Here is a 23,247-nt window from a genome sequence, read left to right as displayed (position 1 = left end):
TTTTGTATTTAAGTTAAACAGTAAACCTTAGCAATAAAGATTACATTACACGCATACCAGGCTGGGCACCTTCGTGTGGCTCAAGGATCCATAAATCACTGCCACCAGGACCCGCTGCTAGGATCATACCTTCAGACATACCAAACTTCATCTTACGAGGTTTTAGGTTTGCCACCATTACAGTTAGCTTGCCTTCTAGCTCTTCAGGTTTGTATGCTGATTTGATACCAGAGAATACTTGGCGAGTCTCACCACCGATATCCAATTGGAATTTAAGCAGCTTGTTCGCTTTTGGTACTTCTTCACAAGAGATGATACGAGCAATACGCATATCTACTGCTGCAAAGGCATCAAACTCAATCTCGTCTGCGATTGGTTCTTTGTCTAGCTCAGTTTGGCTTGCTTGTTCTTTCTCAGCTTCTGCTTTTTCTTTCGCTGCTGCCTCTACTGCTGCATCTTCTTTAGAAGACTCGATCATTGCTTCCACTTTCTTAGGATCAATACGGCTAAATAGCGCTTTGAACTTAGTGATTTCGTGATCAGTTAGCGGAGTCGCAATCGCTTCCCACGTTAGCTCTTCATTTAGGAAAGCTTCAGTGCGAGCCGCAAGCTCTGGCATAACTGGCTTCAGGTAAGCAATTAGCACTCGAAATAGGTTAATACCTACCGAAGAAACTTCTTGAAGCTCTTTCTCTTTACCTTCTTCTTTCGCAAGAACCCAAGGTGCTTTTTCGTCAATGTACTGGTTAGCTTTATCTGCTAGTGCAGTAATTTCACGGATAGCGCGGCTGAACTCACGAGTTTCGTATAGCTGACCGATACGCTCAGCAGCAGCAACGAATTCGTTGTATAGCTCAGGTTCTGCAAATTCAGCAGCAAGTTTGCCTTCAAAACGTTTCGTGATGAAGCCAGCGTTACGAGACGCTAGGTTAACAATCTTGTTTACGACGTCAGCGTTTACACGTTGAGTGAAGTCTTCAAGGTTAAGGTCAAGGTCATCAATACGGCTGTTTAGTTTCGCAGCGTAGTAGTAGCGTAGACACTCAGGGTCTAGGTGGTTTAAGTACGTACTTGCTTTGATGAATGTGCCTTTCGACTTAGACATCTTCGCACCGTTCACCGTTACGTAGCCGTGTACGAATACGTTGTTTGGCTTACGGAAACCAGCGCCTTCTAGCATTGCAGGCCAGAATAGGCTGTGGAAGTAAACGATGTCTTTACCGATGAAGTGGTAAAGCTCAGTTGTGCTGTCTTTCTTCCAGTATTCGTCAAAGTTTAGATCGTCACGCTTGTCACATAGGTTCTTGAAAGAAGCCATGTAGCCAACAGGAGCGTCTAGCCATACGTAGAAAAATTTGTTTTTCTCGCCTGGGATTTCGAAGCCGAAGTAAGGTGCATCACGAGAGATATCCCACTGTTGCAGACCAGACTCGAACCATTCCTGCATTTTGTTTGCAGTTTCATTCTGTAGAGAGCCAGAACGAGTCCACTCTTTAAGCATGCTTTCGAACTGAGGTAGGTCGAAGAAGAAGTGCTCAGAATCTTTCATTACTGGAGTTGCGCCAGAAACCGCTGATTTAGGGTTAATTAGCTCAGTTGGGCTGTATGTCTCACCACAGTTATCACAGTTATCACCATACTGGTCTTCTGACTTACACTTAGGGCAAGTACCTTTTACGAAGCGGTCTGGTAGGAACATCTCTTTCTCAGGATCGAAAAGCTGAGAAATAGTACGGCTAGAAATGAAGCCGTTCTTTTTAAGTTCTAGATAGATGTGAGAAGCCAGTTCGCGGTTCTCTTCGCTATGTGTGCTGTGGTAGTTATCAAAGCTGATATCAAAGCCAGCGAAGTCTTTTTGGTGCTCTTCACTAACAGCAGCGATCATTTCTTCTGGCGTGATACCCATCTGTTGAGCTTTAAGCATAATTGGCGTGCCGTGAGCATCGTCAGCACAGATGAAGTTTACAGTGTTGCCACGTAGACGCTGGTATCGAACCCAGATATCAGCTTGGATATGCTCAAGCATATGGCCAAGGTGAATAGAGCCGTTAGCGTACGGAAGCGCACAAGTTACCAGCAGTTCCCTTGAAGAAACGTTTCTTGGATCAGTTGCCATACTTAATATTTCGCTTTTTGATAGGTATAAATTTGATGAGTAATACTACTTTATAACGTGTGATACGCCAAGGTATCAGAGGGTTGAATCCCCTAGTTTTTTAAGGGTTCAGTCTTTCTTTACTGGGTGTTAGCATAAATAAAAAAGGAGTCCATATGCGTAACTTTAATTCTAAGCAAGATTTTTGCTCATGGTTGAATGAATTTGAACACTCAAGCTTGGTTGCTGATTGGGCAAGTCACTCTTCAATTATCACTGTTACTCCAAACGGTGTATTTAATATCACGGTCCCATTTGCATGTCGTTCACTTGAACAAGAATTAGAAACTTGGATTAAAGCTCAAATTAAAAATCAACAAGTCGCTAATTTCCAATTTAAAATCCAAGTGAAGCCTTCTGCTTTAGAAACAACTGTCCCTACAGCCTTAAAAGGGGTGAAAAATGTAATCGCTGTGACATCGGCAAAAGGTGGTGTAGGTAAATCAACTACATCTGTGAACCTTGCATTAGCACTTTCAAAGTCGGGCGCAAAAGTTGGGTTACTCGATGCTGATGTCTACGGACCATCGGTTCCCATGATGTTAGGTAAAATCGATGCAAAACCAGAAGTTCGTGAAAACAAGTGGATGGTTCCGATCGAATCCCATGGAATCTTTACGCACTCTATCGGTTATTTAGTCTCACAAGATGAAGCGGCAATATGGCGCGGACCTATGGCGTCTAAAGCCTTGGCTCAGCTCGTCAATGAAACCCTATGGCCTGACTTAGATTACCTTGTGATCGATATGCCGCCAGGTACTGGTGATATTCAATTGACACTTTCTCAACAAATTCCGGTGACAGGAGCGGTTGTTGTTACCACTCCTCAAGATTTGGCCCTTGCCGATGCTCGTAAAGGGGTGGCGATGTTTGAAAAGGTGGATGTGCCAGTGATAGGTATTGTCGAGAACATGAGCTACCATATCTGCAGTAGCTGTGGTGAGAAAGAACACATCTTTGGGCAAGGAGGCGGAGAAGCCATGTCTAAAGAATATGGTTTGGATATTCTTGCTCAAATTCCGCTTCATATCGATATGCGCCAGGATATCGATGCGGGAGTGCCAACAGTAGAGCGCCGACCAGATAGTGAACATACACGTCAATATCTCGAACTTGCAGAGTCCCTAAGCAGCAAAATGTATTGGTCTGGAAAAGCAAAGCCAGAGGCAATTAATTTCTCAATGGTTGAATAATAGACACTCGTTAACTAAGGCTTAACTTATACGCAAACGTTTGTCTTTGTTAAATTTATTCAGAACCTTTAATTGCAGGAAAATTGGGGCAATGGCGACTAGAATCTAGAGAGCTTAGCCCCTATAATCAGGCGGTTTATCTAATCCCATCACCAAACCATATCGGGTGCAAAGTAATGTCTGATAATAATCAATGTGTAATCGTAGGTATCGCTGGCGCTTCAGCTTCAGGAAAAAGTCTGATTGCTAGTACGATTTATAATGAGCTACGCGAAAAAGTAGGCGACCATCAAATTGGTGTTATCACGGAAGATTGCTACTACAGCGACCAAAGTCACTTGAGTATGGAAGAGCGTGTTAAAACAAACTACGATCACCCAAGTGCTCTAGATCATGACCTTTTATGTGAACATTTACAGAAATTGATTAAAGGTGAAGCAGTCGAAGTGCCTGAGTACAGTTATTCAGAACATACTCGTACTTCTGAAACAACGACACTAACGCCTAAGAAAGTGATTATCCTTGAAGGTATTTTGTTGCTGACAGATCCACGTTTACGTGATCTCATGCACGCAAGTGTATTCATGGATACTCCGCTAGATATCTGTTTACTTCGTCGTGTTAAGCGAGATGTAGAAGAGCGTGGTCGTACAATGGATTCAGTTCTTAAGCAATATCAACAAACGGTTCGCCCAATGTTCATGCAATTTATTGAACCATCAAAACAGCATGCGGACATTATTGTTCCTCGTGGTGGTAAGAACCGCATCGCGATTGATGTGTTAAAAGCACACATTGCAAAGCTTTTGAAATCTTAATCGAATAAATTTTTAGCCTAAGTGACTCACTTAGCTTTATTTTTTAACGAATCAGTGGCACTTTTATAGTGCCACTTTCTTTTGGAATCTAAGCAAGGAATATGCGGATGAAGAAACTACTCATTTTCATAGCTGTCCCAGTGTTTGTTGTTATTGCAGCAATTCTGGCGCTAGTGCTGTTAGTGAACCCCAATCAATTTAAACCATTAATTGTTGAACAAGCTCAGAAACACACAGGCCTAGACCTTGTGATTGAAGGGGATATCAGTTGGCAATTCTTTCCATCGATTGGATTCGAACTCGGCCAAACCGAATTACGTAACCCACAAGGTTTTACACAACCGAATTTATTTAAGGTTGATACTGTTGGGGTTGATGTTTCAGTTACTCCATTATTTAGTAATCAACTTGAAATTGGCAACATTACATTAGATGGTGCTGAATTTTATCTAGAAACGCTGAAAGATGGTCGTAAAAACATTGATGCTTTGACCCAAGCTCAAACGTCGCAAGACGAAGTCGCTACAGAACAAACATCGACAGACTCATCCTCTCAGCAAGAGGTGCCTTCACAAGAGCCATCCTCAGCTGCATCTGGTTGGACTATTAATCTGGCTGGCGTCACTGTATCGAATGCCTTGTTTGAAATGAGTGATAAACAAACAGGTTCTTTTACTAAGCTTTATGATGTTGCTCTTAATCTGTCCGAATTTGCGGTGGATACTTGGACGACTGCAACATTCGCTGCGTCGGGTGAAAATAACCAACAAACGTTCTCAGCAACGGGCAGTGCTGATTTTAAATTGGCGCAAGGTTTTGCAAGTTATACATTACGTAATATCGAACTTGATGCCGTATTTAATGATCCATCAACTTCCATTGAATCTGCCAAGATTGGTTTAGACACCTTCGAATTCGATAAAGTAAATCAACTGTCTTACGCGGTAATTGGTCAAGCTGCTGGTTTAGAGTTAGACGTGAAAGGTGGTGGTGAGCTAACAGTTGATAGTGCTATTTCAAAGGTAACATTGAATAAGCTGACGCTAGATTCGACATTTAAAGGTGATACTCTTCCTCAGTCCCCAATGAAAGTGGATATGTTGTCAGACTTAAGTTTTGATTTAGCCAAAAGCCATTTGAGTTTTGTGTTAGAGAAACTACAAGCGAACTCAATTGCATTGGATGGAAAGGCGGATGTGACTTTATCTGACATTCCTAAAGTGCGTTTTTCATTGCATAGCCCAAATATTGATTTAGATGAATTCTTAGGATTAGGCAGCGCAACAGAAACCGCGGCTACAGAAACTCCGGAGTCTTCGTCAGATACAGGTAACACTGCTTCTAAAGAAGTAGAACCTGATTTATCGGCATTAAAGACTTTAGATGTGAAAGGTGATATCGCCATCGATAAGTTCAAAGCGAATAATGCGAAGATGCAAAATGTAAAAACAGCATTTTCGGTTAATCGTGGAGTGGCGGAACTGACATCATTTACTTCGAATCTTTATCAAGGTTCTATTTCTGCAACTGCTAAGTTAGACGCTCGAAAAACACCAGCGACTTACACGGCGAAGAAGCAGATCAAAGGAGTTAAGGTTCAGCCTTTATTAGTGGATGTTGCGAATAACGATATGCTGGAAGGAACGGGCAATATCGATGTTAACGTTAAAGGTAGCAGCCTTACTCCTACAGGCATTAAGAAAAACTTAGTTGGTACCATCGCGATTAACTTTGAAGATGGTGCGGTTAACGGCATCAACGTCGCTCAACTGATTCGAGAAAACTACGCCAAAATTAAAGGTGAGAAGATTGATGATGCTGAAGGCACTCAAAAGACTGACTTCAGTGCGATGAAAGCGACATTAAAAGTGGATAAAGGTTGGGTTTCAACCAATGATTTATCTATGCAATCCCCATTCCTTCGCATTACTGGTGACGGTAAAGCTAACTTCATTAATGAAACGGTAGATTTCTTAGTAAGGACATCGATTGTTGGTTCGTTGGAAGGGCAGGGTGGTAAGAGTATTGATGACTTAAAAGATGTCACTATCCCAATCCAGATCACCGGTGCATGGGCTGATCCTAAGTTTTCATTGATTTTTGATGATGTATTAAAGCAAAAAGCGCAGAAAGAGATTGATCGCGGCGTAGAAAAACTTGACGAAAAATACGGCGATAAAATCAAAGACGAAAAGACTAGAGAGGCTGTAAATGGCTTGTTGAAAGGCTTGTTTAACTAATCGCTCTATTATTTAGCTGATATAAAAAAGCGTCACCCTTTATTGTTGGGAGTGACGCTTTTTTGTATATGTAATTAGAGTGACCTGACCTGTTCCCTAGGAGGCAACGATACAAGACGGTAGTTATTTCCGTGGTTAAGCGATTACCAGTCGACGCCTTGCAGTGCCTTAACACCCGACTCAAAAGCGTGTTTAACATTACGAACTTCAGAAACCGTGTCTGCCATTTCTGTTAGTGTACGATGCGCCCCACGCCCAGTGATGATCACCGACTGCATCTTTGGACGATTGTTCAGAGCTTCTACTACTTCATCCAGTTCGATATAGCCGTAACTCACCATGTAAGTCAGTTCATCAAATAGAATCACATCAATTGATTCATCAGCTAGCATGCGTTGACATTCTTTCCAAACGCGCTGTGCAGCTTCAATATCTTGAGCCTTGTTTTGGGTTTCCCAAGTAAAACCAGTGCCCATTACTTGAAACTCTACCTCAAGTTTTTCAAGCAGGTTTTTTTCACCATTGTCCCATGTTCCTTTTACAAACTGGGCAACTGCGCACTTCTTACCGTGACCAACTGCTCGTGTAATCGTCCCAAAACCAGAAGTGGACTTACCTTTACCATTACCAGTAATTACGAGTAGAAGACCTTTTACTTCTTGAGCTGCTGCAACACGGGCATCTACTTGTTCTTTTACTTTTTGCTGGCGAGCCTTGTGGCGCTGCTCTTTGTTGTCTTCAATCGACATAACTAATCCTTTTAATTTGTGATTGTTCTTATCATAGCCTAAGTTAACTCAAGCAAAAACCATCGGAAGAACAGGTGATTAGGGATGAAGAAGATACTGGTAGTATGCATGGGGAATATATGTCGTTCACCGACTGGGGAAGCTGTGCTGAAAAATAAAGCTGAGAGACTTGGCATTGATGTATTAGTCGATTCCGCAGGCACTATTGGCTTTCATCAAGGCAATCCGCCAGATAGGCGTTCAAAAGCTGCGGGCGAGAAGCGAGGTTACAGCTTTAAAGGCATTACATCGAGAAAAGTTGTACAGGATGATTTTGATAATTTTGATCTGATACTTGCAGCTGACAATGCCAACTTAGCAGACTTGAAGCAACAGTGTCCTGATCATCTCAAATATAAACTTGCTCTTTTCCTGAGCTTTGGATCATCTTATTATCAGGAAATTCCCGATCCATATTATGGAGAAGGAGATGGTTTTGAGCTGGTCTTGGATTTGATAGAAGAGTCGAGTGACGCGATATTAGATTCGTTTTAGATCATTTAGATACAAAAATGCCGGCATAGAGCCGGCATTTTACTAACAAATAATATCTAATTACTTAGACATTACCTTGTAGATAGGGTCTTCAGCAACATTAGCTTCAACTAAGCTACCTGCTTTATGCAGCATAGCAACACAGTCTTGGCTTAGGTGGCGAAGGTGCAGTGTTTTACCCAATACTGCGTAACGGTCAGCAATAGTATCGATAGCTTCGATAGCTGAGTGATCGGTTACACGAGAGTTAGCAAAGTCAATGATGACATCTTGAGGGTCATTTTTTGCGTCAAATAACTCTAGGAAGTTTGCTGTAGAACCAAAGAAAATTGGACCGTTAACTTTGTATTCTTTTGAGCCTTCAGCGTTTACTGCTTTATCCGCATAGATATGCTTAGCATGTTGCCATGCGAACATTAGTGCCGAAACAATTACACCAACCGCTACTGCTACCGCTAGGTCGGTAAGTACAGTAACAACGGTTACTAGAATAATAACGAAGAAATCTTGCTTAGGAACACGGCGTGCAAGTTTAAATGTAGCCCACTCAAACGTACCAATAACAACCATGAACATTACGCCCACAAGTGCTGCTAGAGGGATCATTTCGATAAGAGCAGAGCCAAACAGGATGAACATCAGTAGAGCAACAGCTGCTACGATACCTGAAAGGCGACCACGACCACCTGAGTTTACGTTGATCATCGATTGACCGATCATCGCACAACCACCCATCGCACCAAATACAGAACAGGTAACGTTAGCCATGCCTTGACCCACACATTCGCGGTTTGATTGCCCACGAGTGTTTGTCATTTCATCTAATACTGTCAGAGTCAGTAGAGATTCAATCAAACCAATTGCCGCTAGGATAAGCGCATAAGGGAAGATGATCTGTAATGTTTCTAGCGTAAATGGAACCGCCGGAATTGAGAACGTTGGAAGTGAGCCAGCAAGTGTCGCAGCTTCATCACCAGACATTGTTCGTAGGAAATCCACAACAGTGCGAGTATCAAGGCCTAAACCTACTACTAGCGCCGTTACTGTTACGATAGCAACCAAAGAAGAAGGTATGGCTGTTGTAACTTTAGGTAGGAAGTGGATGATAGCCATAGTTAGTGCAACTAGACCTAACATCAACGTCATTTGACCGCTTGGTAGCCAAGTTAATGCGCCAGTAACATCTGGAGCTTTGAATTGACCAAGTTGAGCAAGGAAGATAACAATTGCTAAACCATTCACAAAACCGATCATTACAGGGTGCGGTACGATACGAATGAATTTGCCGAGCTTAAAGAGACCTGCGGCAATTTGTAAGATACCAGCCATCATAACGGCAGCAAAAAGGTATTGAACACCGTGGGTTGCGACTAGGCTCACCATTACAACGGCCATTGCACCAGTTGCACCAGAGATCATGCCAGGGCGACCGCCAAAAATAGAAGTAATGAAACCTACGATGAATGCAGCGTACAGACCAACCATTGGGTCTACACCTGCAACAAATGCAAAGGCTACGGCTTCAGGTACTAGAGCTAGTGCTACAGTAAGACCTGAAAGCACGTCATTCTTTACAGAGTGCTTTGAAAATTGTGGGAATTCGAACATGTGTGCTCAGCTATGCTTAAAATGGATTTACCGACACGATTGTATTGCAAGCTAAACAGTGATGGAAAAGAGCGGCAATAGCTAAGTGTCGAAAAGATAAGTGCGCGAATGCTACCCAAAAATGTGACTAAGTTCAAGGTTGAACCCTATTTTGGACAATATATCTGATATTACCCATAGGAATAGCGGATATAAAAAGGGCTGCTTATTATAAGCAGCCCTTTTTAATTTTGACGAACTAACTCTTTAAGAGATTAGTATTGAGGTTTAGTCATACCTGAGCCTGCAGAGTTTGTTGCTGCTTGGCTACCAGCACCTTTCGCTACATATCGCTCTGTGCGGAATGGAGCTGCAACGACTTGTATCTCTTTAATCTCTTGAGGACCAGGAGCTTTAGTCATTGGTGAACCTGCTTGTTTCTTCGCAGGGGTAGCTACAGTCGTTTCAACGTCAGTAGATACCTTAACTTCAACAGGTGCTTCAACTTCAATTGTTGGTTTAAGCTCTTCAGTCTGAGTAGCCGTAATTTCAACGTTAACGTCTTTTATTACTTCTTCTGTCTGTTGAGTTTCAACTTCTTCAACTTTGTTGCTTTCAGCAATGTCAGTTTCAATTGCTGTGCTTTCAACTGTCACTTCTTCTTTAGTAACAGAAGTTGATGCTTCAGTTGTCGTAGCTTCAGGAGCTGAAGGTGTTTCAACAACTTCTGCTGTCACAGTATCCGTAGTCTCAACTGTTTCAGCAGCCGTTTGCGTTTGAGTGTTAGTTACTTCTACAGAAGTTTCGACTTGAATTACTGCATCTGCTACAACATCAGCCTCTATAGGTAACGGTTCAGCTTGAACTGCTACTTCAACGGCATCAACTTGTGGCTGTTGCTTATGATGAGGCTTTTCAATGAAACGTGGCATTACTTTACCCATTGCCATCTCAGGAGATGCTACACCACCTTTACGAAGGCGGAATGGGTTTGGCTTGCGATCACGACCACGACGACGTCTCTGACCACTTGCACGTAAGTGACGTGGAGAACGGCGATTGCGACGTTGCTTCGGCTCTTCTTGCTCTGCTTGTTCAGCATCAACTTGAGTCGATTCCATTTGATCTACAGCATTTGCCTGTTGTGCATCAGCAACATTTTGCTCTACAACCCCAACTTGTTCTGCAACCACTACAGGAGTTTCTAGCGGTTCTTCTTCAGTGCTGCTTGCCTGTTGATCTTTGATTCGAACTTGCTTGTTCAATTTACGACGCTGACGGCGTTCTTTGATTTTCGCAGCTTTAGCTTCAGTTTTTACTTTAGGAGCATCAGCTTGTGCATCAGCAGCAAGTTGTTGACCTTCTTCAGCTAATTTCGACGGTTGCTCATCACGCGGCTTGTTGCGGCGATCTTGTTTAGGCTTGCGAGGCTGACGATTTTGCTGAGGAGCATTTTCTTTTAGCTCTTCAGGCTTATCTTCATGAACCTGTTTCTCATCGCGAACTGGCTTACGACGACGCTTGTTATCACGGTTGTCGCGGTTGTCACGATTTTCATTACGGCTGTCACCACGTTGATTACGACGACGGTTATCACTACGTTGGCGGTTACCTTGTTGACGATTTTCTTGTGGTTTCTCTTCAACTTTCTCCTCGACTTTCTCTTCTTGAGATGAGCCAAAAATGAAGCTGCTGATTGCTTTAAAGAATCGACCAATTAGACCAGGCTCTTGTTCTGTCGCTTCAGCTTTCTTTTCAGAAGCAGCGGCTTTAGGAGTCGGAGCAGGTGTTGGAGCTGACTGAGCTGGCGCTGCAAAACCTTTAAGAGCTGGCTCTTCAAGTTTTTTAGGCTTCACGTCTACAACAACAGGTTCTTTACTTTCGGCTTCTTTTAGCGCGTCAAGTTTTTGAGGTAGTAGGTAAGACAGTAAATCAAACTCTTCGCCTTCACGTACACGAATCACTTCAAAATGAGGTGTTTCCATGTCTGAGTTTGGTACTACTGTTATCTTAACTTCTTGGCTCTTCTCAATATGGTTTACTGAGCGGCGCTTTTCATTAAGAAGGTAAGAAGCGATAGGGACAGGAACAACAGCAAGTACTTGGGCTGTGTTATCTTTTAGTGCTTCTTCTTCGATTAAACGTAGTACAGATAGCGCAAGGGATTCGTTATCACGAACCACACCAGTACCAGTACAGCGTGGGCAAATATGATGGCTTGCTTCTGCTAGAGATGGACTCAAGCGTTGGCGAGACATTTCTAGAAGACCAAATCGAGAAATACGACCAATCTGAACACGTGCGCGATCTAAACGAACGGCATCACGTAGACGGCTTTCTACTTCGCGTTGGTGGCGAACTGGAGTCATATCGATAAAATCGATAACAACAAGACCACCTAAGTCACGTAGACGAAGTTGACGAGCAATTTCATCAGCTGCTTCTAAGTTAGTATTTAAAGCTGTTTCTTCAATATCACCGCCTTTCGTTGCGCGAGCGGAGTTGATATCAATTGATGTTAAAGCTTCAGTTGGATCGATTACGATTGAACCACCAGACGGAAGACGAACTTCACGTTGGAAAGCTGATTCGATTTGGCTCTCGATTTGGTAATGGCTGAATAGTGGTACTTCACCATCGTATTTCTTAACGCGATTCATGAAATCTGGGCGAACTAATTGAATGTGCGCTTGTGCACGTTCAAAGATAGTATTGCTGTCGATTAGAATCTCGCCAATGTCACGACGTAGATAGTCACGAATTGCACGAACAATTACGTTACTCTCTTGGTGAATTAAGAAAGGAGCTGAATTTGAATCAGATGCTTGTTTGATCGCACCCCAGTGATTCAGTAGAACGTTTAAATCCCACTCAAGTTCTTCTGCACTTTTACCTACACCAGCAGTACGAACAATTAAACCCATACCTTGAGGTAGCTCAAGAGTGCTTAATGCTGCTTTCAGCTGTGTACGCTCATCACCTTCGATGCGGCGAGAAATCCCACCTGCACGAGGGTTATTTGGCATAAGAACTAAGTAACTACCAGCTAAAGAGATGAACGTTGTTAATGCAGCGCCTTTGCTGCCACGTTCTTCTTTTTCAACTTGTACGATTACTTCTTGACCTTCTTTTAGCACTTCTTTAATGCTAGGACGGCCTTGGTATGTATAACCTTCAGGGAAGTATTCGCGGGCAATTTCTTTAAGAGGGAGGAAACCGTGACGTTCTGCGCCGTAATCAACAAATGCCGCTTCTAGGCTTGGTTCAATACGTGTAATACGTCCTTTGTAGATATTCGCTTTTTTTGATTCGTGTCCAGGACTTTCGATATCTAGATCGAATAATCGCTGGCCATCAACCAAAGCGACACGCAACTCTTCTTTTTGAGTTGCGTTAATTAACATTCTTTTCATTTAGAAATTCTCATTGTCTTTTCTTTATTTTCATAATTATTGTTGCCGCTTTGTTCGTTTCTCATGGTGCCTGATCCCATGGCTTTATCAGTGCAGCCTCCCGGCTGGAGAGGGATGCTCGTGGGCACGTCAGTCATCATAGATAAAAGTCTATGATCCGCGATGTGGCGGTGAATACTCAGCATGAGTTTACGTGAGTAGAGCGACAAGGAACCTAGTTGATGGTGTCTTACGCCGATTGCAGCACTATCTAATCTAAGGCATCTACTCATTTGTTTGCTTTGAATGGTTAGCTGTTTAAATAATAGTCAAACCACTTATAGCAGCTGTGAACTATAGCAGTGGTCGTTAAACACGGCAATCTGCTTTGTCGGAATGCGGTAAAAAAAAGGGTTTTGTTTAATTTTTGATAGCACTAACTCATTGTTTATAAGATAAATAAATGGTTATGTGTGTGTGAAGTCATGTTTTTGATTGTTTTTTGTTCTAAAAATCAAACAAGTGTAATAAACGAATCATGCGGAACGGCTAAAATCTGCTAGAAAAGTTGGAAGAAACTCTCAATTATCAACATTGACAGTGGTACACTAACCAAATGAGTGAAATTAGAACTAAAGTCCAATTTGTCGAAATCGACGAAGATATGGCTGGTCAGCGTATTGATAACTTCTTACGCAACCAATTAAAAAGTGTCCCTAAAAGCATGGTTTACAGAATTGTGCGTAAGGGAGAAGTGCGTGTAAATAAAAAGCGAATCAAAGCTGAGTATAAATTGAAAGCAGGGGACCTTGTAAGGATCCCACCTGTAACGATTGAAGAAAAAGCTGAAAATAACGTTCCGAGCACCAAATTAAATAAGGTCTCGGAGCTTGAGCAGTGCATTATTCATGAAGATGATCATATGCTGATTTTGAACAAACCATCGGGAACTGCAGTTCATGGTGGTAGTGGTTTAAAGTTCGGCGCAATTGAAGCTCTAAGAGCGTTACGAGCAGAAGCTCGTTTCTTAGAGTTAGTACATCGTATCGATAGAGATACATCAGGTATTTTACTCGTAGCTAAGAAGCGTTCAGCTTTAAGGCACCTTCAAGCACAGTTCCGCGAAAAAACAGTACAGAAATATTATTTTGCGTTAGTGATGGGTGAGTGGAAGAATAGCTGTAAGGTTGTTAATGCTCCATTGTTGAAAAATGAAGTGAACAGCATTGTTCGTGTGAACCCAAACGGCAAAGCTTCTGAGACTCGTTTTAAGGTTTTAGAAAAATTCCAAGAAGCAACCTTAGTTCAAGCCAGTCCTATTACGGGCCGTACGCACCAAATTCGTGTCCACGCTCAATATACTGGACACCCAATTGCTTGGGATGATCGCTACGGTGATCGTCGTTTTGATGCTTATACGGGCAAAGTAGGACTAAATCGCTTGTTCTTACATGCAGCAAATATCAAGTTTATTCACCCAGGTAGTGAAGAGAAAATGGATATTTCAGCGCCAATGGAAGCTAGGCTGGAAAAAGCACTCTGCGGCTTACGCAAATTAAAATAAGATGCGAGAGGGACACTCTCTATTCTTGATTCTTTTAAAAGGTTGACGATATTCGTCAACCTTTTTCAATTTTACTCGTTAGTCATTTTCATCATTAATAGCTAAAGCACTCTCATTCCTTGAGCTTCAAGCATGTCGACTAAATCGATAATAGGTAAACCGATCAGTGTGTTCGGGTCTTTACCCTCCATCTTCTTAAATAGCGCAATGCCTAATCCTTCGCACATAAAGCTGCCGGCGCAGTAGTAAGGCTTCTCTTTCTCAACATAAGAAATGATCTGTTGCTCAGTTAAATCGCGGAAGTGCACAACAAAGGTATCTAAGCGAGTGTCGGCTTGATTGGTATCGCTGTTCCATACGGTTACCCCTGTATAGAAATTGATGCTCTTACCGCTCTGGCGTGACAGTTGTTCAATTGCTTTTTCACGAGTATGCGGCTTGCCAATGATTTCTCCGTCAATGACACAAACCTGATCGGAACCAATTACTAAACTAGACTGATTAACAATACAAGACTTGGCTTTAATCTCTGCAAGACGCATTACTAACTGTTGAGGTGTTTCGTTCGGAAGTGGTGTTTCATCGCAATCTGGTTTAGCAGTAACGAAGCTTAACTGTAGTTTTTTGAGGATCTCTTGCCTAAATGGTGATGTAGAGGCCAAAACTAGTTGGTAATTTTTCATTTTAATTTACAATTCACGGAAGCATTTATCTCAGGATAACGTAACTTGTCCTGCTATTCATAATGCTCTGAATAGGAAAGGTAGGAAAGTGCAATTTTTTTGCCATTTCCTTTGACTAAACATGATTTGGAAGATAAGATTCGCGCCCTATGCAAAAGGAAAAAATACCGCGTACAGTTGATCCTGCACGAACAGCTCAAAAACGACTTGATATGGATGGTATCATCCAAGTAAGTCTTTTAAAGCGTTTAACTGAAGCAACTGAAGGCGTAAAACGTGACGCGCAAGTCTCAATGTCATTTGGGCTTGATGAACAACGATTAGTCGTTATCTCTGGTAAAGCTAACGTCGAAGTCGATTTAGAGTGTCAACGTTGTAATGAGGTTTTCGCACATCAGTGCGATGTCCACTTTACTTGTACTCCTGTTTACAGCGAGAAAAGTGAAGAAGACGCACCGGAAGAGTATGATTTGGTAGATCTGAACGAGTACGGTGAGTTAGACCTGATTAAACTAGTTGAAGACGAGTTCATCCTTGGATTGCCACAAATAGCAATGCACGACGATGCGAAATGTAGCGTTAACTCAAATAATTTGGTATTTGGTGAACTTCCTAAAGAAATTGAGGAAGATAAAAAGCCGAATCCATTTGATGTTTTAAAAAACTTAAAGAGCTAACTTATTAACAAGTAAGTATCCTTAAGAATTTACATAGGAGTAGGGTCAATGGCCGTACAAAAGAGCAAGAAATCACGTTCAATGCGTGGCATGCGTCGTTCACACGATGCACTAACTACAGCTGCACTTTCTGTAGACGCAACTTCAGGTGAAACTCACCTACGTCACAACGTGACTGCCGAAGGTTTCTACCGCGGCAAAAAGGTTATCAACAAGTAAGGTTGACCTTTGCAAAATCTAACCGTTGCGCTTGATGCAATGGGCGGGGACTTCGGTCCTCGTGTAACAGTGCCTGCCGCCGTGCAGGCACTGTCGTATTTCCCAGAGCTAAAAGTCATTCTCATAGGTGATCGAAACGCGATCACATCTCAATTATCATCATTAGGTCGAATGCCTGATTCTCGTTTGAGTATCCAGCATTGTGATCGAGTTATTTCCAATTCTGAAAAACCTTCACTAGCCTTACGTAATAGTCTGGGTAGTTCTATGCGTGCCGCTATTGATCTTGTTGCCGAATCACAGGCTGATGCTTGCGTGAGTGGTGGTAACACTGGCGCACTAATGGCTCTATCTCGTTTCAGACTCAAACTTCTTCCTGGTATTGATAGACCAGCATTGGTTTCAGCTTTGCCTACCGCTTCTGGAAACCGAACATGGATGCTTGATTTAGGGGCGAACGTTTCTAGTGATGCAGATTCACTGTTTCAGTTTGCCGTAATGGGTAGTGCATTAGCAGAACAACATTTAGGTCGCGCGCCACGTGTCGCTATCTTGAATATCGGTGCTGAAGAAATTAAAGGCAATGACCTTGTAAAACGATGCGCTGAAATGTTGTCGAATACTCAGTCTGTGAACTTCATAGGCTATATTGAAGGTAACCAATTACTTCAAGATGCTGCTGATGTCGTCGTATGTGATGGTTTTGTGGGCAATGTCTGCTTAAAAACGTGCGAAGGTACAGCTCAACTCTTTATTGATAAGCTAAAAACGCGCATGATGGCTTCAACAATAAAGGGTTGGATAGCCAGAATGTTGTTTTCTGAGCTATTTACTGAATTAAAAACCTTGAACCCCGACCAGTATAACGGCGCAAGTTTGTTAGGATTGCGCGGCATTGTCATTAAAAGTCATGGAAGTGCTGATGTATCTGCAGTCGTCAACGCGATTGGTGAAGCAGTACACGAGGTCAAACGACAAGTCCCCAGCCGCATTAGCGATCGTTTGGAAGCGGTTTTACTCGAGAGGCATTATTAGTCTTCATGTATAGCAAAATTTTAGGTACTGGCAGCTACTTGCCATCTCAGGTGCGTACTAACGCAGACTTAGAGAAAATGGTAGAGACTAGCGATGAGTGGATCGTTGCTAGAACAGGTATTAAAGAGCGTCGTATTTCAGCGGAAAACGAAACCGTTGCGGATATGGCGTTTTACGCTGCTGAAAATGCCATTGAAATGGCGGGTATCGACAAAGAAGATATCGACTTAATCATTGTTGCAACAACCAGCAGTAGCCATACATTCCCATCTTCTGCATGTCAGGTACAAGGTAAGCTTGGTATTAAAGGTTGCCCTGCATTCGACTTAGCTGCAGCATGTTCAGGCTTTGTATATGCATTGTCTGTTGCTGACCAACATATCAAAACGGGTATGTGTAAGAACGTTTTGGTGATTGGCGCTGATGCATTGTCAAAAACCTGTGATCCGACTGACCGCTCTACTATCATCTTATTTGGTGATGCAGCAGGTGCGGTGGTTGTAGGCGCAAGCGAAGAGCCAGGTATTTTGTCGACTCACATTTACTCTGATGGTAAATACGGTGAACTTCTAAGTTTAGAAGTACCAGAGCGTGGCGGTGATTCAGATAAATGGCTGCACATGGCGGGTAATGAAGTATTCAAAGTGGCAGTAACTCAGCTTTCTAAGCTAGTTAAAGACACATTAGCGGCGAATAACATGGATAAGTCAGAGCTTGATTGGTTAGTTCCACACCAAGCCAACTACCGTATTATTTCAGCAACCGCTAAAAAGCTGACAATGTCGCTTGATCAAGTGGTGATTACCCTTGATAAGCACGGCAATACGTCAGCAGCTACCGTACCGACAGCACTCGATGAGGCTGTGCGTGACGGTCGAATTAGACGTGGTCAAACGCTTCTTCTCGAAGCCTTTGGTGGCGGTTTCACTTGGGGTTCTGCGTTGGTTAAATTCTAACCTCAAGCGATAATCAACAAACAAGGCACATAACTTATGTGCCTTATTCAATTTTTTGCTTTGCTTAAAGGAAAATTACAATGAGCAAATTTGCTATCGTATTCCCAGGCCAAGGCTCTCAAGCTATCGGTATGCTTGCTGACCTAGGCGAACAGTATGATGTTGTAAAAAAGACATTTGCTGAAGCTTCAGAAGCACTTGGTTACGATCTATGGGCATTGGTTCAAGATGGTCCAGTAGAAAATCTAAATGAAACTTTCCGCACTCAACCAGCTCTACTAACAGCGTCTGTTGCAATCTGGCGTGTATGGCAAGAGCTTGGTCTAGAGCAACCTGAAAACCTAGCTGGTCATAGCCTAGGTGAATACTCTGCGCTCGTATGTGCTGGTGTTATCGACTTTAAAGAAGCGATCAAGTTAGTTGAGCTACGTGGTCAACTGATGCAAGAAGCGGTTCCTGCGGGCGTTGGTGCAATGTACGCAATCATCGGTCTAGATGATGAAGCGATTGCTAAAGCGTGTGAAGAAGCTGCACAAGACGAAGTTGTGTCTCCAGTTAACTTCAATTCACCTGGTCAAGTTGTTATTGCGGGTAACAAAGCGGCAGTTGAGCGCGCTGGTGTACTATGTAAAGAAGCGGGCGCTAAGCGTGCACTTCCTTTACCAGTATCAGTGCCATCTCATTGTGCACTAATGAAGCCAGCGGCAGACAAGCTAGCCGTTGCTCTAGAAGCTCTAGAGTTCAACACGCCAGCGTTGCCTGTTATCAATAACGTTGATGTTATTGCTGAAACAGACCCTGCAAAAATCAAAAGCGCACTTGTTCGTCAGCTATACAGCCCAGTTCGTTGGACTGAAGGTGTACAAGCGATGAATGAGCAAGGCGTTGAAAAGCTACTTGAATTAGGTCCTGGTAAAGTTCTTACTGGTCTAACAAAACGAATTGTAAAAACTATGACGGCTGCTGCAGTTAATGACACTGCATCGCTCGAAGCTGCAAAGTAAATAACCAATTAATAGAGAAGTTATGATGAATTTAGAAGGCAAAGTTGCACTAGTTACAGGCGCAAGCCGTGGTATCGGTCGTGCAATCGCTGAACTTTTAGTTGAGCGTGGTGCTAAAGTTATCGGTACTGCTACGTCTGAAGGCGGCGCTGCTGCAATCAGCGAGTATCTTGGTGAAAACGGAAAAGGTCTTGCTCTTAACGTAACAGACGTTGAGTCAATAGCTGCTACACTGAAGACTATTAACGATGAGTTCGGTGCAATCGATATTCTTGTGAATAATGCAGGTATCACACGTGATAATCTGCTTATGCGCATGAAAGACGATGAGTGGAACGACATCATCGATACTAATCTAACGCCTATCTTCCGCATGTCTAAAGCAGTATTGCGTGGCATGATGAAGAAGCGTCAGGGTCGTATCGTTAACGTAGGTTCTGTAGTTGGTACTATGGGCAATGCTGGTCAAGCTAACTATGCAGCAGCAAAAGCTGGTGTGATTGGTTTCACGAAATCAATGGCTCGTGAAGTTGCGTCACGTGGTATTACAGTCAACACTGTTGCCCCAGGTTTCATTGAAACTGACATGACAAAAGCACTAAATGATGATCAACGTGCAGCAACTTTGGCGAATGTACCAGCAGGTCGACTAGGTGACCCTCGCGAAATCGCTGAAGCTGTGGTATTTTTGGCGTCACCTGCGGCAGCTTATATCACAGGTGAAACACTTCACGTCAATGGCGGTATGTACATGGTGTAAATTATGTGCAACATTTGTGCATGATTTAAGTCAAGATCATACGTAATTTCGGTTAAAATCGTGAAAATTGTGGTTTGACCAGAAAAGTTGACCTTGCAACTTTCAATAGATTGAATAAACTACGGAAAACATCGCATAAAGCGAACTCTGTAAAGGAAAAGAAAAAATGAGCAACCTCGAAGAACGCGTAAAGAAAATCATTGTTGAACAGCTAGGTGTAGACGAAGCTGAAGTTAAAAACGAAGCTTCTTTCGTTGATGACCTAGGTGCAGATTCTCTAGACACAGTTGAGCTAGTAATGGCTCTAGAAGAAGAATTCGACACTGAAATCCCAGATGAAGAAGCTGAGAAAATTACTACTGTTCAAGCAGCTATCGATTACGTAACTAGCGCTCAGTAATAATCTCTCCCAGGCGGTCACCTCGACCGCCTGTGTTTTATCTAACTCATCTATCCTCATCTTAAATCACCTCAATCCCCGGAGTGTAATATCGTGTCCAAGCGTCGTGTAGTTGTCACTGGCATGGGTATGTTGTCGCCGGTAGGCAACACTGTAGAATCTTCTTGGAAAGCCCTGCTAGCTGGTCAAAGTGGTATCGTTAATATCGATCATTTTGATGCAACCAATTTCTCAACTCGTTTTGCAGGTCTAGTTAAAGACTTTAACTGCGAAGAGTATATGACTAAAAAAGATGCTCGTAAGATGGACTTGTTCATCCAGTACGGCGTCGCAGCAGGTATTCAAGCTTTAGATGATTCAGCCCTAACTATTACTGAAGAAAACGCTCCTCGTGTAGGCGTTGCTATCGGTTCTGGTATTGGTGGTCTTGGTTTGATCGAAGCCGGTCACAAGGCTCTAACTGAAAAAGGCCCTCGTAAAATCAGCCCGTTTTTCGTACCGTCGACGATCGTCAATATGATTGCGGGTCACATGTCTATCATGCGTGGTCTACGTGGTCCAAATATCGCGATCTCAACAGCTTGTACGACTGGTCTACATAACATTGGTCACGCGGCTCGTATGATTGCATACGGCGATGCTGATGCAATGCTAGCGGGTGGTGCTGAAAAAGCATCGACACCACTAGGCATGGGCGGTTTTGGTGCGGCTAAAGCACTGTCTACTCGTAACGATGAGCCTCAAAAAGCTTCTCGTCCGTGGGACAAAGGTCGTGATGGCTTCGTTCTTGGTGACGGTGCAGGCATGATGGTTCTTGAAGAGTACGAGCATGCGAAAGCTCGTGGCGCTAAGATCTACTGTGAGCTTGTTGGCTTCGGTATGTCTGGCGACGCTTACCACATGACATCTCCGAGTGAAGATGGCTCTGGTGGCGCACTAGCAATGGAAGCGGCTATGCGTGATGCTGGTGTGACTGGTGAACAAATCGGTTATGTTAACGCACACGGTACATCGACTCCTGCAGGTGATGTTGCCGAAGTTAAAGGCATTAAACGTGCTCTTGGCGAAGCAGGCTGTAAGCAAGTATTGGTTTCTTCTACGAAATCAATGACTGGTCACCTTCTAGGTGCCGCAGGTTCTGCTGAAGCGATCATCACTGCAATGTCTTTGGTTGACCAGATTGTCCCACCGACAATCAACCTAGATGATCCTGAAGAAGGCTTAGATATTGACTTAGTACCTCATACCGCGCGTAAAGTTAGCGGCATGGAATATGCTGCATGTAACTCATTCGGTTTCGGTGGTACAAACGGCTGTTTGATCTTCAAAAAGATTTAATCATCTTATTAAAGACATAAACACTCGTAGATAGTCACAATTAGACTTGTTATTAAACGGCTTGATGCTTTAGCATTGAGCCGTTTCTTTTTATGGGGAAAACCATGTTTTGGGTTGATGGAGAAAGCCAGCAAACGATCGGAATCTCTGATCGCTCTTTTCAGTATGGTGATGGATGTTTTACGACGATGCTAATACTCGGCGGTAAGATTGCAAATTTCAGTGATCATCAGTATCGAGTTGACGAGTGTTTGAAAGCTCTGAAGATTTCCCCGATAGATTGGAAAATAGTTACAGTTTGGCTTAACAATGCGATTCAAAGTAAACCATCATCAAATGATTCTAGGTTTGGTCTAAAACTACATATTAGCCGTGGAGCGGGTGGGCGTGGCTATAGCTCTTTGAATGTGTCAAAGCCAATGGTAACCATTAGCTCCTTTGACTACCCTAGTCACTATAACGATTGGCATCATGACGGTGTCCAGTTAGGCATTTGTAACCAAGCTTTAGGCTTAAGCCCGCTACTTGCTGGTCACAAACATAATAATCGTCTTGAACAAATTCTGATGAAAAGTGAGATGGATGAGGTTGGTGAAGTTGATGGCGTAGTTCTCGATATTTCGGGACATGTCATTGAAACCACTATGGCTAACCTGTTTTGGCGAATCCAAGATAAAATTTACACTCCCAAACTGACACAAAGTGGCGTTGCTGGAGTGATGCGTAAGCAGGTATTAATGGCTCTCGATTCTACAGAACAATTTGTTAAAATCGGTGATTACCATTTGGATCAGCTTATCCAAGCTGATGAAGTCTTTATGACTAACTCAATTTTAGGTATCGCACCTATTACTCGCATCAGAAATACTCATTTTAAAATTGGCCCCGTCACTCGTAGCCTTCAAGGACAATTGAACTCGTGATCAAAAAGTTATTTATTTTTATTATCTTGTGCTTAATTCTAGCAGCTTCAGCTGCGTTTTACGTATATAACCAAGCGCAAGATCAGCTAAAACAAGTTATTCAGCTAGAAAGCTCTCAAGTAATAACCATCAATTCAGGCAGTAGTTTTAACCGCGTACTAAACCAACTGGTTAATGAAAATCTATTTACGGCATCACCTTATGATAGATTGATCCGCAAACTACACCCTGAACTTGTTGATGTAAAAGCGGGCACCTTTCTTCTAGAACCTGGTTTGACTTTAGAACAAGCATTACAGGTACTGGTAGAAGGAAAAGAGCACCAGTTTACAATAACCTTTGTGGAAGGCAGCCGCTTCGATGAGTGGATGATTCAACTGAAAAGTAACGACTTCATCCAACAGACACTTGAAGGTGTGTCTGAAAAAGAAATCGCACAGAAATTAGGTATTGATAATCAGAAATTGGAAGGACTCTTCCTTGCTGAGACTTATCATTATACTTACGGCACAACGGATTTAGATTTACTAAAACGTGCACATAGAAACTTGATGGACGTCGTAAATCGAGAATGGGACAGCAAAGTAGCCAAGTTACCGCTGAAGTCGCCATATGAGGCTTTGATTTTAGCGTCTATTATTGAGAAAGAAACGGCAGTTGCTTCAGAACGAGAGCGCGTATCTTCAGTCTTTATTAACCGTTTAAACAAGCGAATGCGTTTGCAAACCGATCCAACGGTTATTTATGGTATGGGTGATAGCTACGATGGCAATATTCGTAAGAAAGATCTTAGAACGCCGACACCATATAACACATACACTATTAATGGGTTACCACCTACACCTATCGCAATGGCTGGTAAAGCATCAATCCAAGCTGCGCTGAACCCAGAGAAAAGTAATTACCTTTACTTTGTTGCTAGCGGAACAGGCGGGCATGTATTTTCTAAGAACTTAGCGGAACATAACCGAGCGGTTCGTGCATATTTAAAACAGTTAAGAAAAAATAAAAAGAAATAAT

At 42.7% G+C, this 23,247-nt stretch carries 20 protein-coding genes; 15 read left to right on the top strand and 5 right to left on the bottom strand.

Features of this window, described 5'->3' with window-relative positions; translation table 11 throughout:
* Positions 1 to 40 precede the first annotated feature (40 nt).
* Positions 41 to 2,116 carry a methionine--tRNA ligase gene (gene metG, locus F0226_RS01180; RefSeq protein ID WP_171733904.1) on the bottom strand — a complete coding sequence of 692 codons (2,076 nt, stop codon included), beginning with the start codon at positions 2,114 to 2,116 and terminating at the stop codon, positions 41 to 43.
* Between the two features lie 155 nt (positions 2,117 to 2,271).
* On the opposite strand from metG, the gene apbC reads away from it, so the two are divergent.
* The 3 genes from apbC (at position 2,272) to F0226_RS01165 (ending at position 6,406) form a co-directional block, all read left to right on the top strand.
* Positions 2,272 to 3,348 (top strand): iron-sulfur cluster carrier protein ApbC, encoded by a 1,077-nt coding sequence (apbC, locus tag F0226_RS01175; protein WP_171733903.1) that lies wholly within the window; start codon positions 2,272 to 2,274, stop codon positions 3,346 to 3,348.
* Between the two features lie 176 nt (positions 3,349 to 3,524).
* Positions 3,525 to 4,166 (top strand): uridine kinase, encoded by a 642-nt coding sequence (udk, locus tag F0226_RS01170; protein WP_137372409.1) that lies wholly within the window; start codon positions 3,525 to 3,527, stop codon positions 4,164 to 4,166.
* A 107-nt stretch (positions 4,167 to 4,273) separates the two neighbouring features.
* Positions 4,274 to 6,406, top strand: coding sequence for an AsmA family protein (locus tag F0226_RS01165; RefSeq protein WP_171733902.1), 2,133 nt, complete (start codon positions 4,274 to 4,276; stop codon positions 6,404 to 6,406).
* Between the two features lie 143 nt (positions 6,407 to 6,549).
* Here the strand turns inward: F0226_RS01165 and cobO are convergent, their stop codons facing one another.
* Positions 6,550 to 7,155, bottom strand: a complete 606-nt coding sequence (cobO, locus tag F0226_RS01160; protein ID WP_171733901.1) for a cob(I)yrinic acid a,c-diamide adenosyltransferase — start codon at positions 7,153 to 7,155, stop codon at positions 6,550 to 6,552.
* Positions 7,156 to 7,239: 84 nt separating this feature from the next.
* Here cobO and F0226_RS01155 point away from each other — a divergent pair, with 84 nt between their 5' ends.
* On the top strand, positions 7,240 to 7,689 hold the full coding sequence (locus F0226_RS01155) for a low molecular weight protein-tyrosine-phosphatase (protein ID WP_171733900.1): 450 nt from the start codon (positions 7,240 to 7,242) through the stop codon (positions 7,687 to 7,689).
* A gap of 60 nt (positions 7,690 to 7,749) precedes the next feature.
* Here F0226_RS01155 and F0226_RS01150 read toward each other — a convergent pair whose 3' ends face one another.
* Together F0226_RS01150 and rne are read right to left on the bottom strand one after the other, a co-directional pair.
* Positions 7,750 to 9,297 (bottom strand): SulP family inorganic anion transporter, encoded by a 1,548-nt coding sequence (locus F0226_RS01150; protein ID WP_171733899.1) that lies wholly within the window; start codon positions 9,295 to 9,297, stop codon positions 7,750 to 7,752.
* A 254-nt stretch (positions 9,298 to 9,551) separates the two neighbouring features.
* A complete protein-coding gene (gene rne / locus F0226_RS01145) occupies positions 9,552 to 12,689 on the bottom strand; it encodes a ribonuclease E (RefSeq protein WP_171733898.1) in 3,138 nt (1,045 codons plus the stop codon).
* A gap of 595 nt (positions 12,690 to 13,284) precedes the next feature.
* On the opposite strand from rne, the gene rluC reads away from it, so the two are divergent.
* Complete coding sequence (gene rluC, locus F0226_RS01140) at positions 13,285 to 14,232, top strand: 23S rRNA pseudouridine(955/2504/2580) synthase RluC (RefSeq protein WP_171733897.1); 948 nt, start codon at positions 13,285 to 13,287, stop codon at positions 14,230 to 14,232.
* 101 nt (positions 14,233 to 14,333) lie between these two features.
* Here the strand turns inward: rluC and F0226_RS01135 are convergent, their stop codons facing one another.
* Positions 14,334 to 14,915: a nucleoside triphosphate pyrophosphatase gene (locus tag F0226_RS01135; protein ID WP_171733896.1), complete on the bottom strand. Its 582-nt coding sequence runs from the start codon at positions 14,913 to 14,915 to the stop codon at positions 14,334 to 14,336.
* Positions 14,916 to 15,064: 149 nt separating this feature from the next.
* On the opposite strand from F0226_RS01135, the gene yceD reads away from it, so the two are divergent.
* The 10 genes from yceD to mltG all read left to right on the top strand — a co-directional run bounded on the left by yceD (position 15,065) and on the right by mltG (position 23,246).
* A complete protein-coding gene (yceD, locus tag F0226_RS01130) occupies positions 15,065 to 15,592 on the top strand; it encodes a 23S rRNA accumulation protein YceD (RefSeq protein ID WP_171733895.1) in 528 nt (175 codons plus the stop codon).
* Between the two features lie 48 nt (positions 15,593 to 15,640).
* Positions 15,641 to 15,811 (top strand): 50S ribosomal protein L32, encoded by a 171-nt coding sequence (rpmF, locus tag F0226_RS01125; RefSeq protein WP_004737376.1) that lies wholly within the window; start codon positions 15,641 to 15,643, stop codon positions 15,809 to 15,811.
* Between the two features lie 9 nt (positions 15,812 to 15,820).
* Positions 15,821 to 16,846, top strand: a complete 1,026-nt coding sequence (gene plsX / locus F0226_RS01120; protein ID WP_171733894.1) for a phosphate acyltransferase PlsX — start codon at positions 15,821 to 15,823, stop codon at positions 16,844 to 16,846.
* 5 nt (positions 16,847 to 16,851) lie between these two features.
* Positions 16,852 to 17,802, top strand: coding sequence for a beta-ketoacyl-ACP synthase III (locus tag F0226_RS01115; protein ID WP_171733893.1), 951 nt, complete (start codon positions 16,852 to 16,854; stop codon positions 17,800 to 17,802).
* Between the two features lie 80 nt (positions 17,803 to 17,882).
* The gene (gene fabD, locus F0226_RS01110) at positions 17,883 to 18,806 is read left to right on the top strand and encodes an ACP S-malonyltransferase (RefSeq protein ID WP_171733892.1); all 924 of its coding nucleotides are present in this window, start codon (positions 17,883 to 17,885) and stop codon (positions 18,804 to 18,806) included.
* A gap of 25 nt (positions 18,807 to 18,831) precedes the next feature.
* Positions 18,832 to 19,566 carry a 3-oxoacyl-ACP reductase FabG gene (gene fabG, locus F0226_RS01105; protein WP_167494006.1) on the top strand — a complete coding sequence of 245 codons (735 nt, stop codon included), beginning with the start codon at positions 18,832 to 18,834 and terminating at the stop codon, positions 19,564 to 19,566.
* A gap of 166 nt (positions 19,567 to 19,732) precedes the next feature.
* Positions 19,733 to 19,966: an acyl carrier protein gene (acpP, locus tag F0226_RS01100; RefSeq protein ID WP_004737381.1), complete on the top strand. Its 234-nt coding sequence runs from the start codon at positions 19,733 to 19,735 to the stop codon at positions 19,964 to 19,966.
* 93 nt (positions 19,967 to 20,059) lie between these two features.
* The gene (gene fabF / locus F0226_RS01095) at positions 20,060 to 21,304 is read left to right on the top strand and encodes a beta-ketoacyl-ACP synthase II (protein WP_102486384.1); all 1,245 of its coding nucleotides are present in this window, start codon (positions 20,060 to 20,062) and stop codon (positions 21,302 to 21,304) included.
* Between the two features lie 104 nt (positions 21,305 to 21,408).
* Positions 21,409 to 22,227, top strand: a complete 819-nt coding sequence (gene pabC, locus F0226_RS01090; RefSeq protein WP_171733891.1) for an aminodeoxychorismate lyase — start codon at positions 21,409 to 21,411, stop codon at positions 22,225 to 22,227.
* Positions 22,224 to 23,246 (top strand): endolytic transglycosylase MltG, encoded by a 1,023-nt coding sequence (mltG, locus tag F0226_RS01085; RefSeq protein ID WP_171733890.1) that lies wholly within the window; start codon positions 22,224 to 22,226, stop codon positions 23,244 to 23,246. The genes pabC and mltG overlap by 4 nt, the downstream gene beginning before the upstream one ends.
* Position 23,247 lies beyond the last annotated feature (1 nt).

Origin of the sequence: Vibrio sp. 99-70-13A1 (assembly GCF_013114625.1) — a bacterium.
Taxonomy (GTDB): domain Bacteria; phylum Pseudomonadota; class Gammaproteobacteria; order Enterobacterales; family Vibrionaceae; genus Vibrio.
This window is presented reverse-complemented; position numbering and strand designations above follow the sequence as displayed.

Bases quoted from the DNA above. Each gene is read 5' to 3' on its own strand.
- F0226_RS01135 (WP_171733896.1), bottom strand. From the start codon at position 14,915: ATGAAAAATTACCAACTAGTTTTGGCCTCTACATCACCATTTAGGCAA.
- cobO (WP_171733901.1), bottom strand. From the start codon at position 7,155: ATGTCGATTGAAGACAACAAAGAGCAGCGCCACAAGGCTCGCCAGCAA.
- fabD (WP_171733892.1), top strand. From the start codon at position 17,883: ATGAGCAAATTTGCTATCGTATTCCCAGGCCAAGGCTCTCAAGCTATC.
- udk (WP_137372409.1), top strand. From the start codon at position 3,525: ATGTCTGATAATAATCAATGTGTAATCGTAGGTATCGCTGGCGCTTCA.
- rpmF (WP_004737376.1), top strand. From the start codon at position 15,641: ATGGCCGTACAAAAGAGCAAGAAATCACGTTCAATGCGTGGCATGCGT.
- F0226_RS01155 (WP_171733900.1), top strand. From the start codon at position 7,240: ATGAAGAAGATACTGGTAGTATGCATGGGGAATATATGTCGTTCACCG.
- acpP (WP_004737381.1), top strand. From the start codon at position 19,733: ATGAGCAACCTCGAAGAACGCGTAAAGAAAATCATTGTTGAACAGCTA.
- apbC (WP_171733903.1), top strand. From the start codon at position 2,272: ATGCGTAACTTTAATTCTAAGCAAGATTTTTGCTCATGGTTGAATGAA.
- rluC (WP_171733897.1), top strand. From the start codon at position 13,285: ATGAGTGAAATTAGAACTAAAGTCCAATTTGTCGAAATCGACGAAGAT.
- rne (WP_171733898.1), bottom strand. From the start codon at position 12,689: ATGAAAAGAATGTTAATTAACGCAACTCAAAAAGAAGAGTTGCGTGTC.
- fabG (WP_167494006.1), top strand. From the start codon at position 18,832: ATGAATTTAGAAGGCAAAGTTGCACTAGTTACAGGCGCAAGCCGTGGT.
- F0226_RS01150 (WP_171733899.1), bottom strand. From the start codon at position 9,297: ATGTTCGAATTCCCACAATTTTCAAAGCACTCTGTAAAGAATGACGTG.
- pabC (WP_171733891.1), top strand. From the start codon at position 21,409: ATGTTTTGGGTTGATGGAGAAAGCCAGCAAACGATCGGAATCTCTGAT.
- yceD (WP_171733895.1), top strand. From the start codon at position 15,065: ATGCAAAAGGAAAAAATACCGCGTACAGTTGATCCTGCACGAACAGCT.
- F0226_RS01165 (WP_171733902.1), top strand. From the start codon at position 4,274: ATGAAGAAACTACTCATTTTCATAGCTGTCCCAGTGTTTGTTGTTATT.
- metG (WP_171733904.1), bottom strand. From the start codon at position 2,116: ATGGCAACTGATCCAAGAAACGTTTCTTCAAGGGAACTGCTGGTAACT.
- F0226_RS01115 (WP_171733893.1), top strand. From the start codon at position 16,852: ATGTATAGCAAAATTTTAGGTACTGGCAGCTACTTGCCATCTCAGGTG.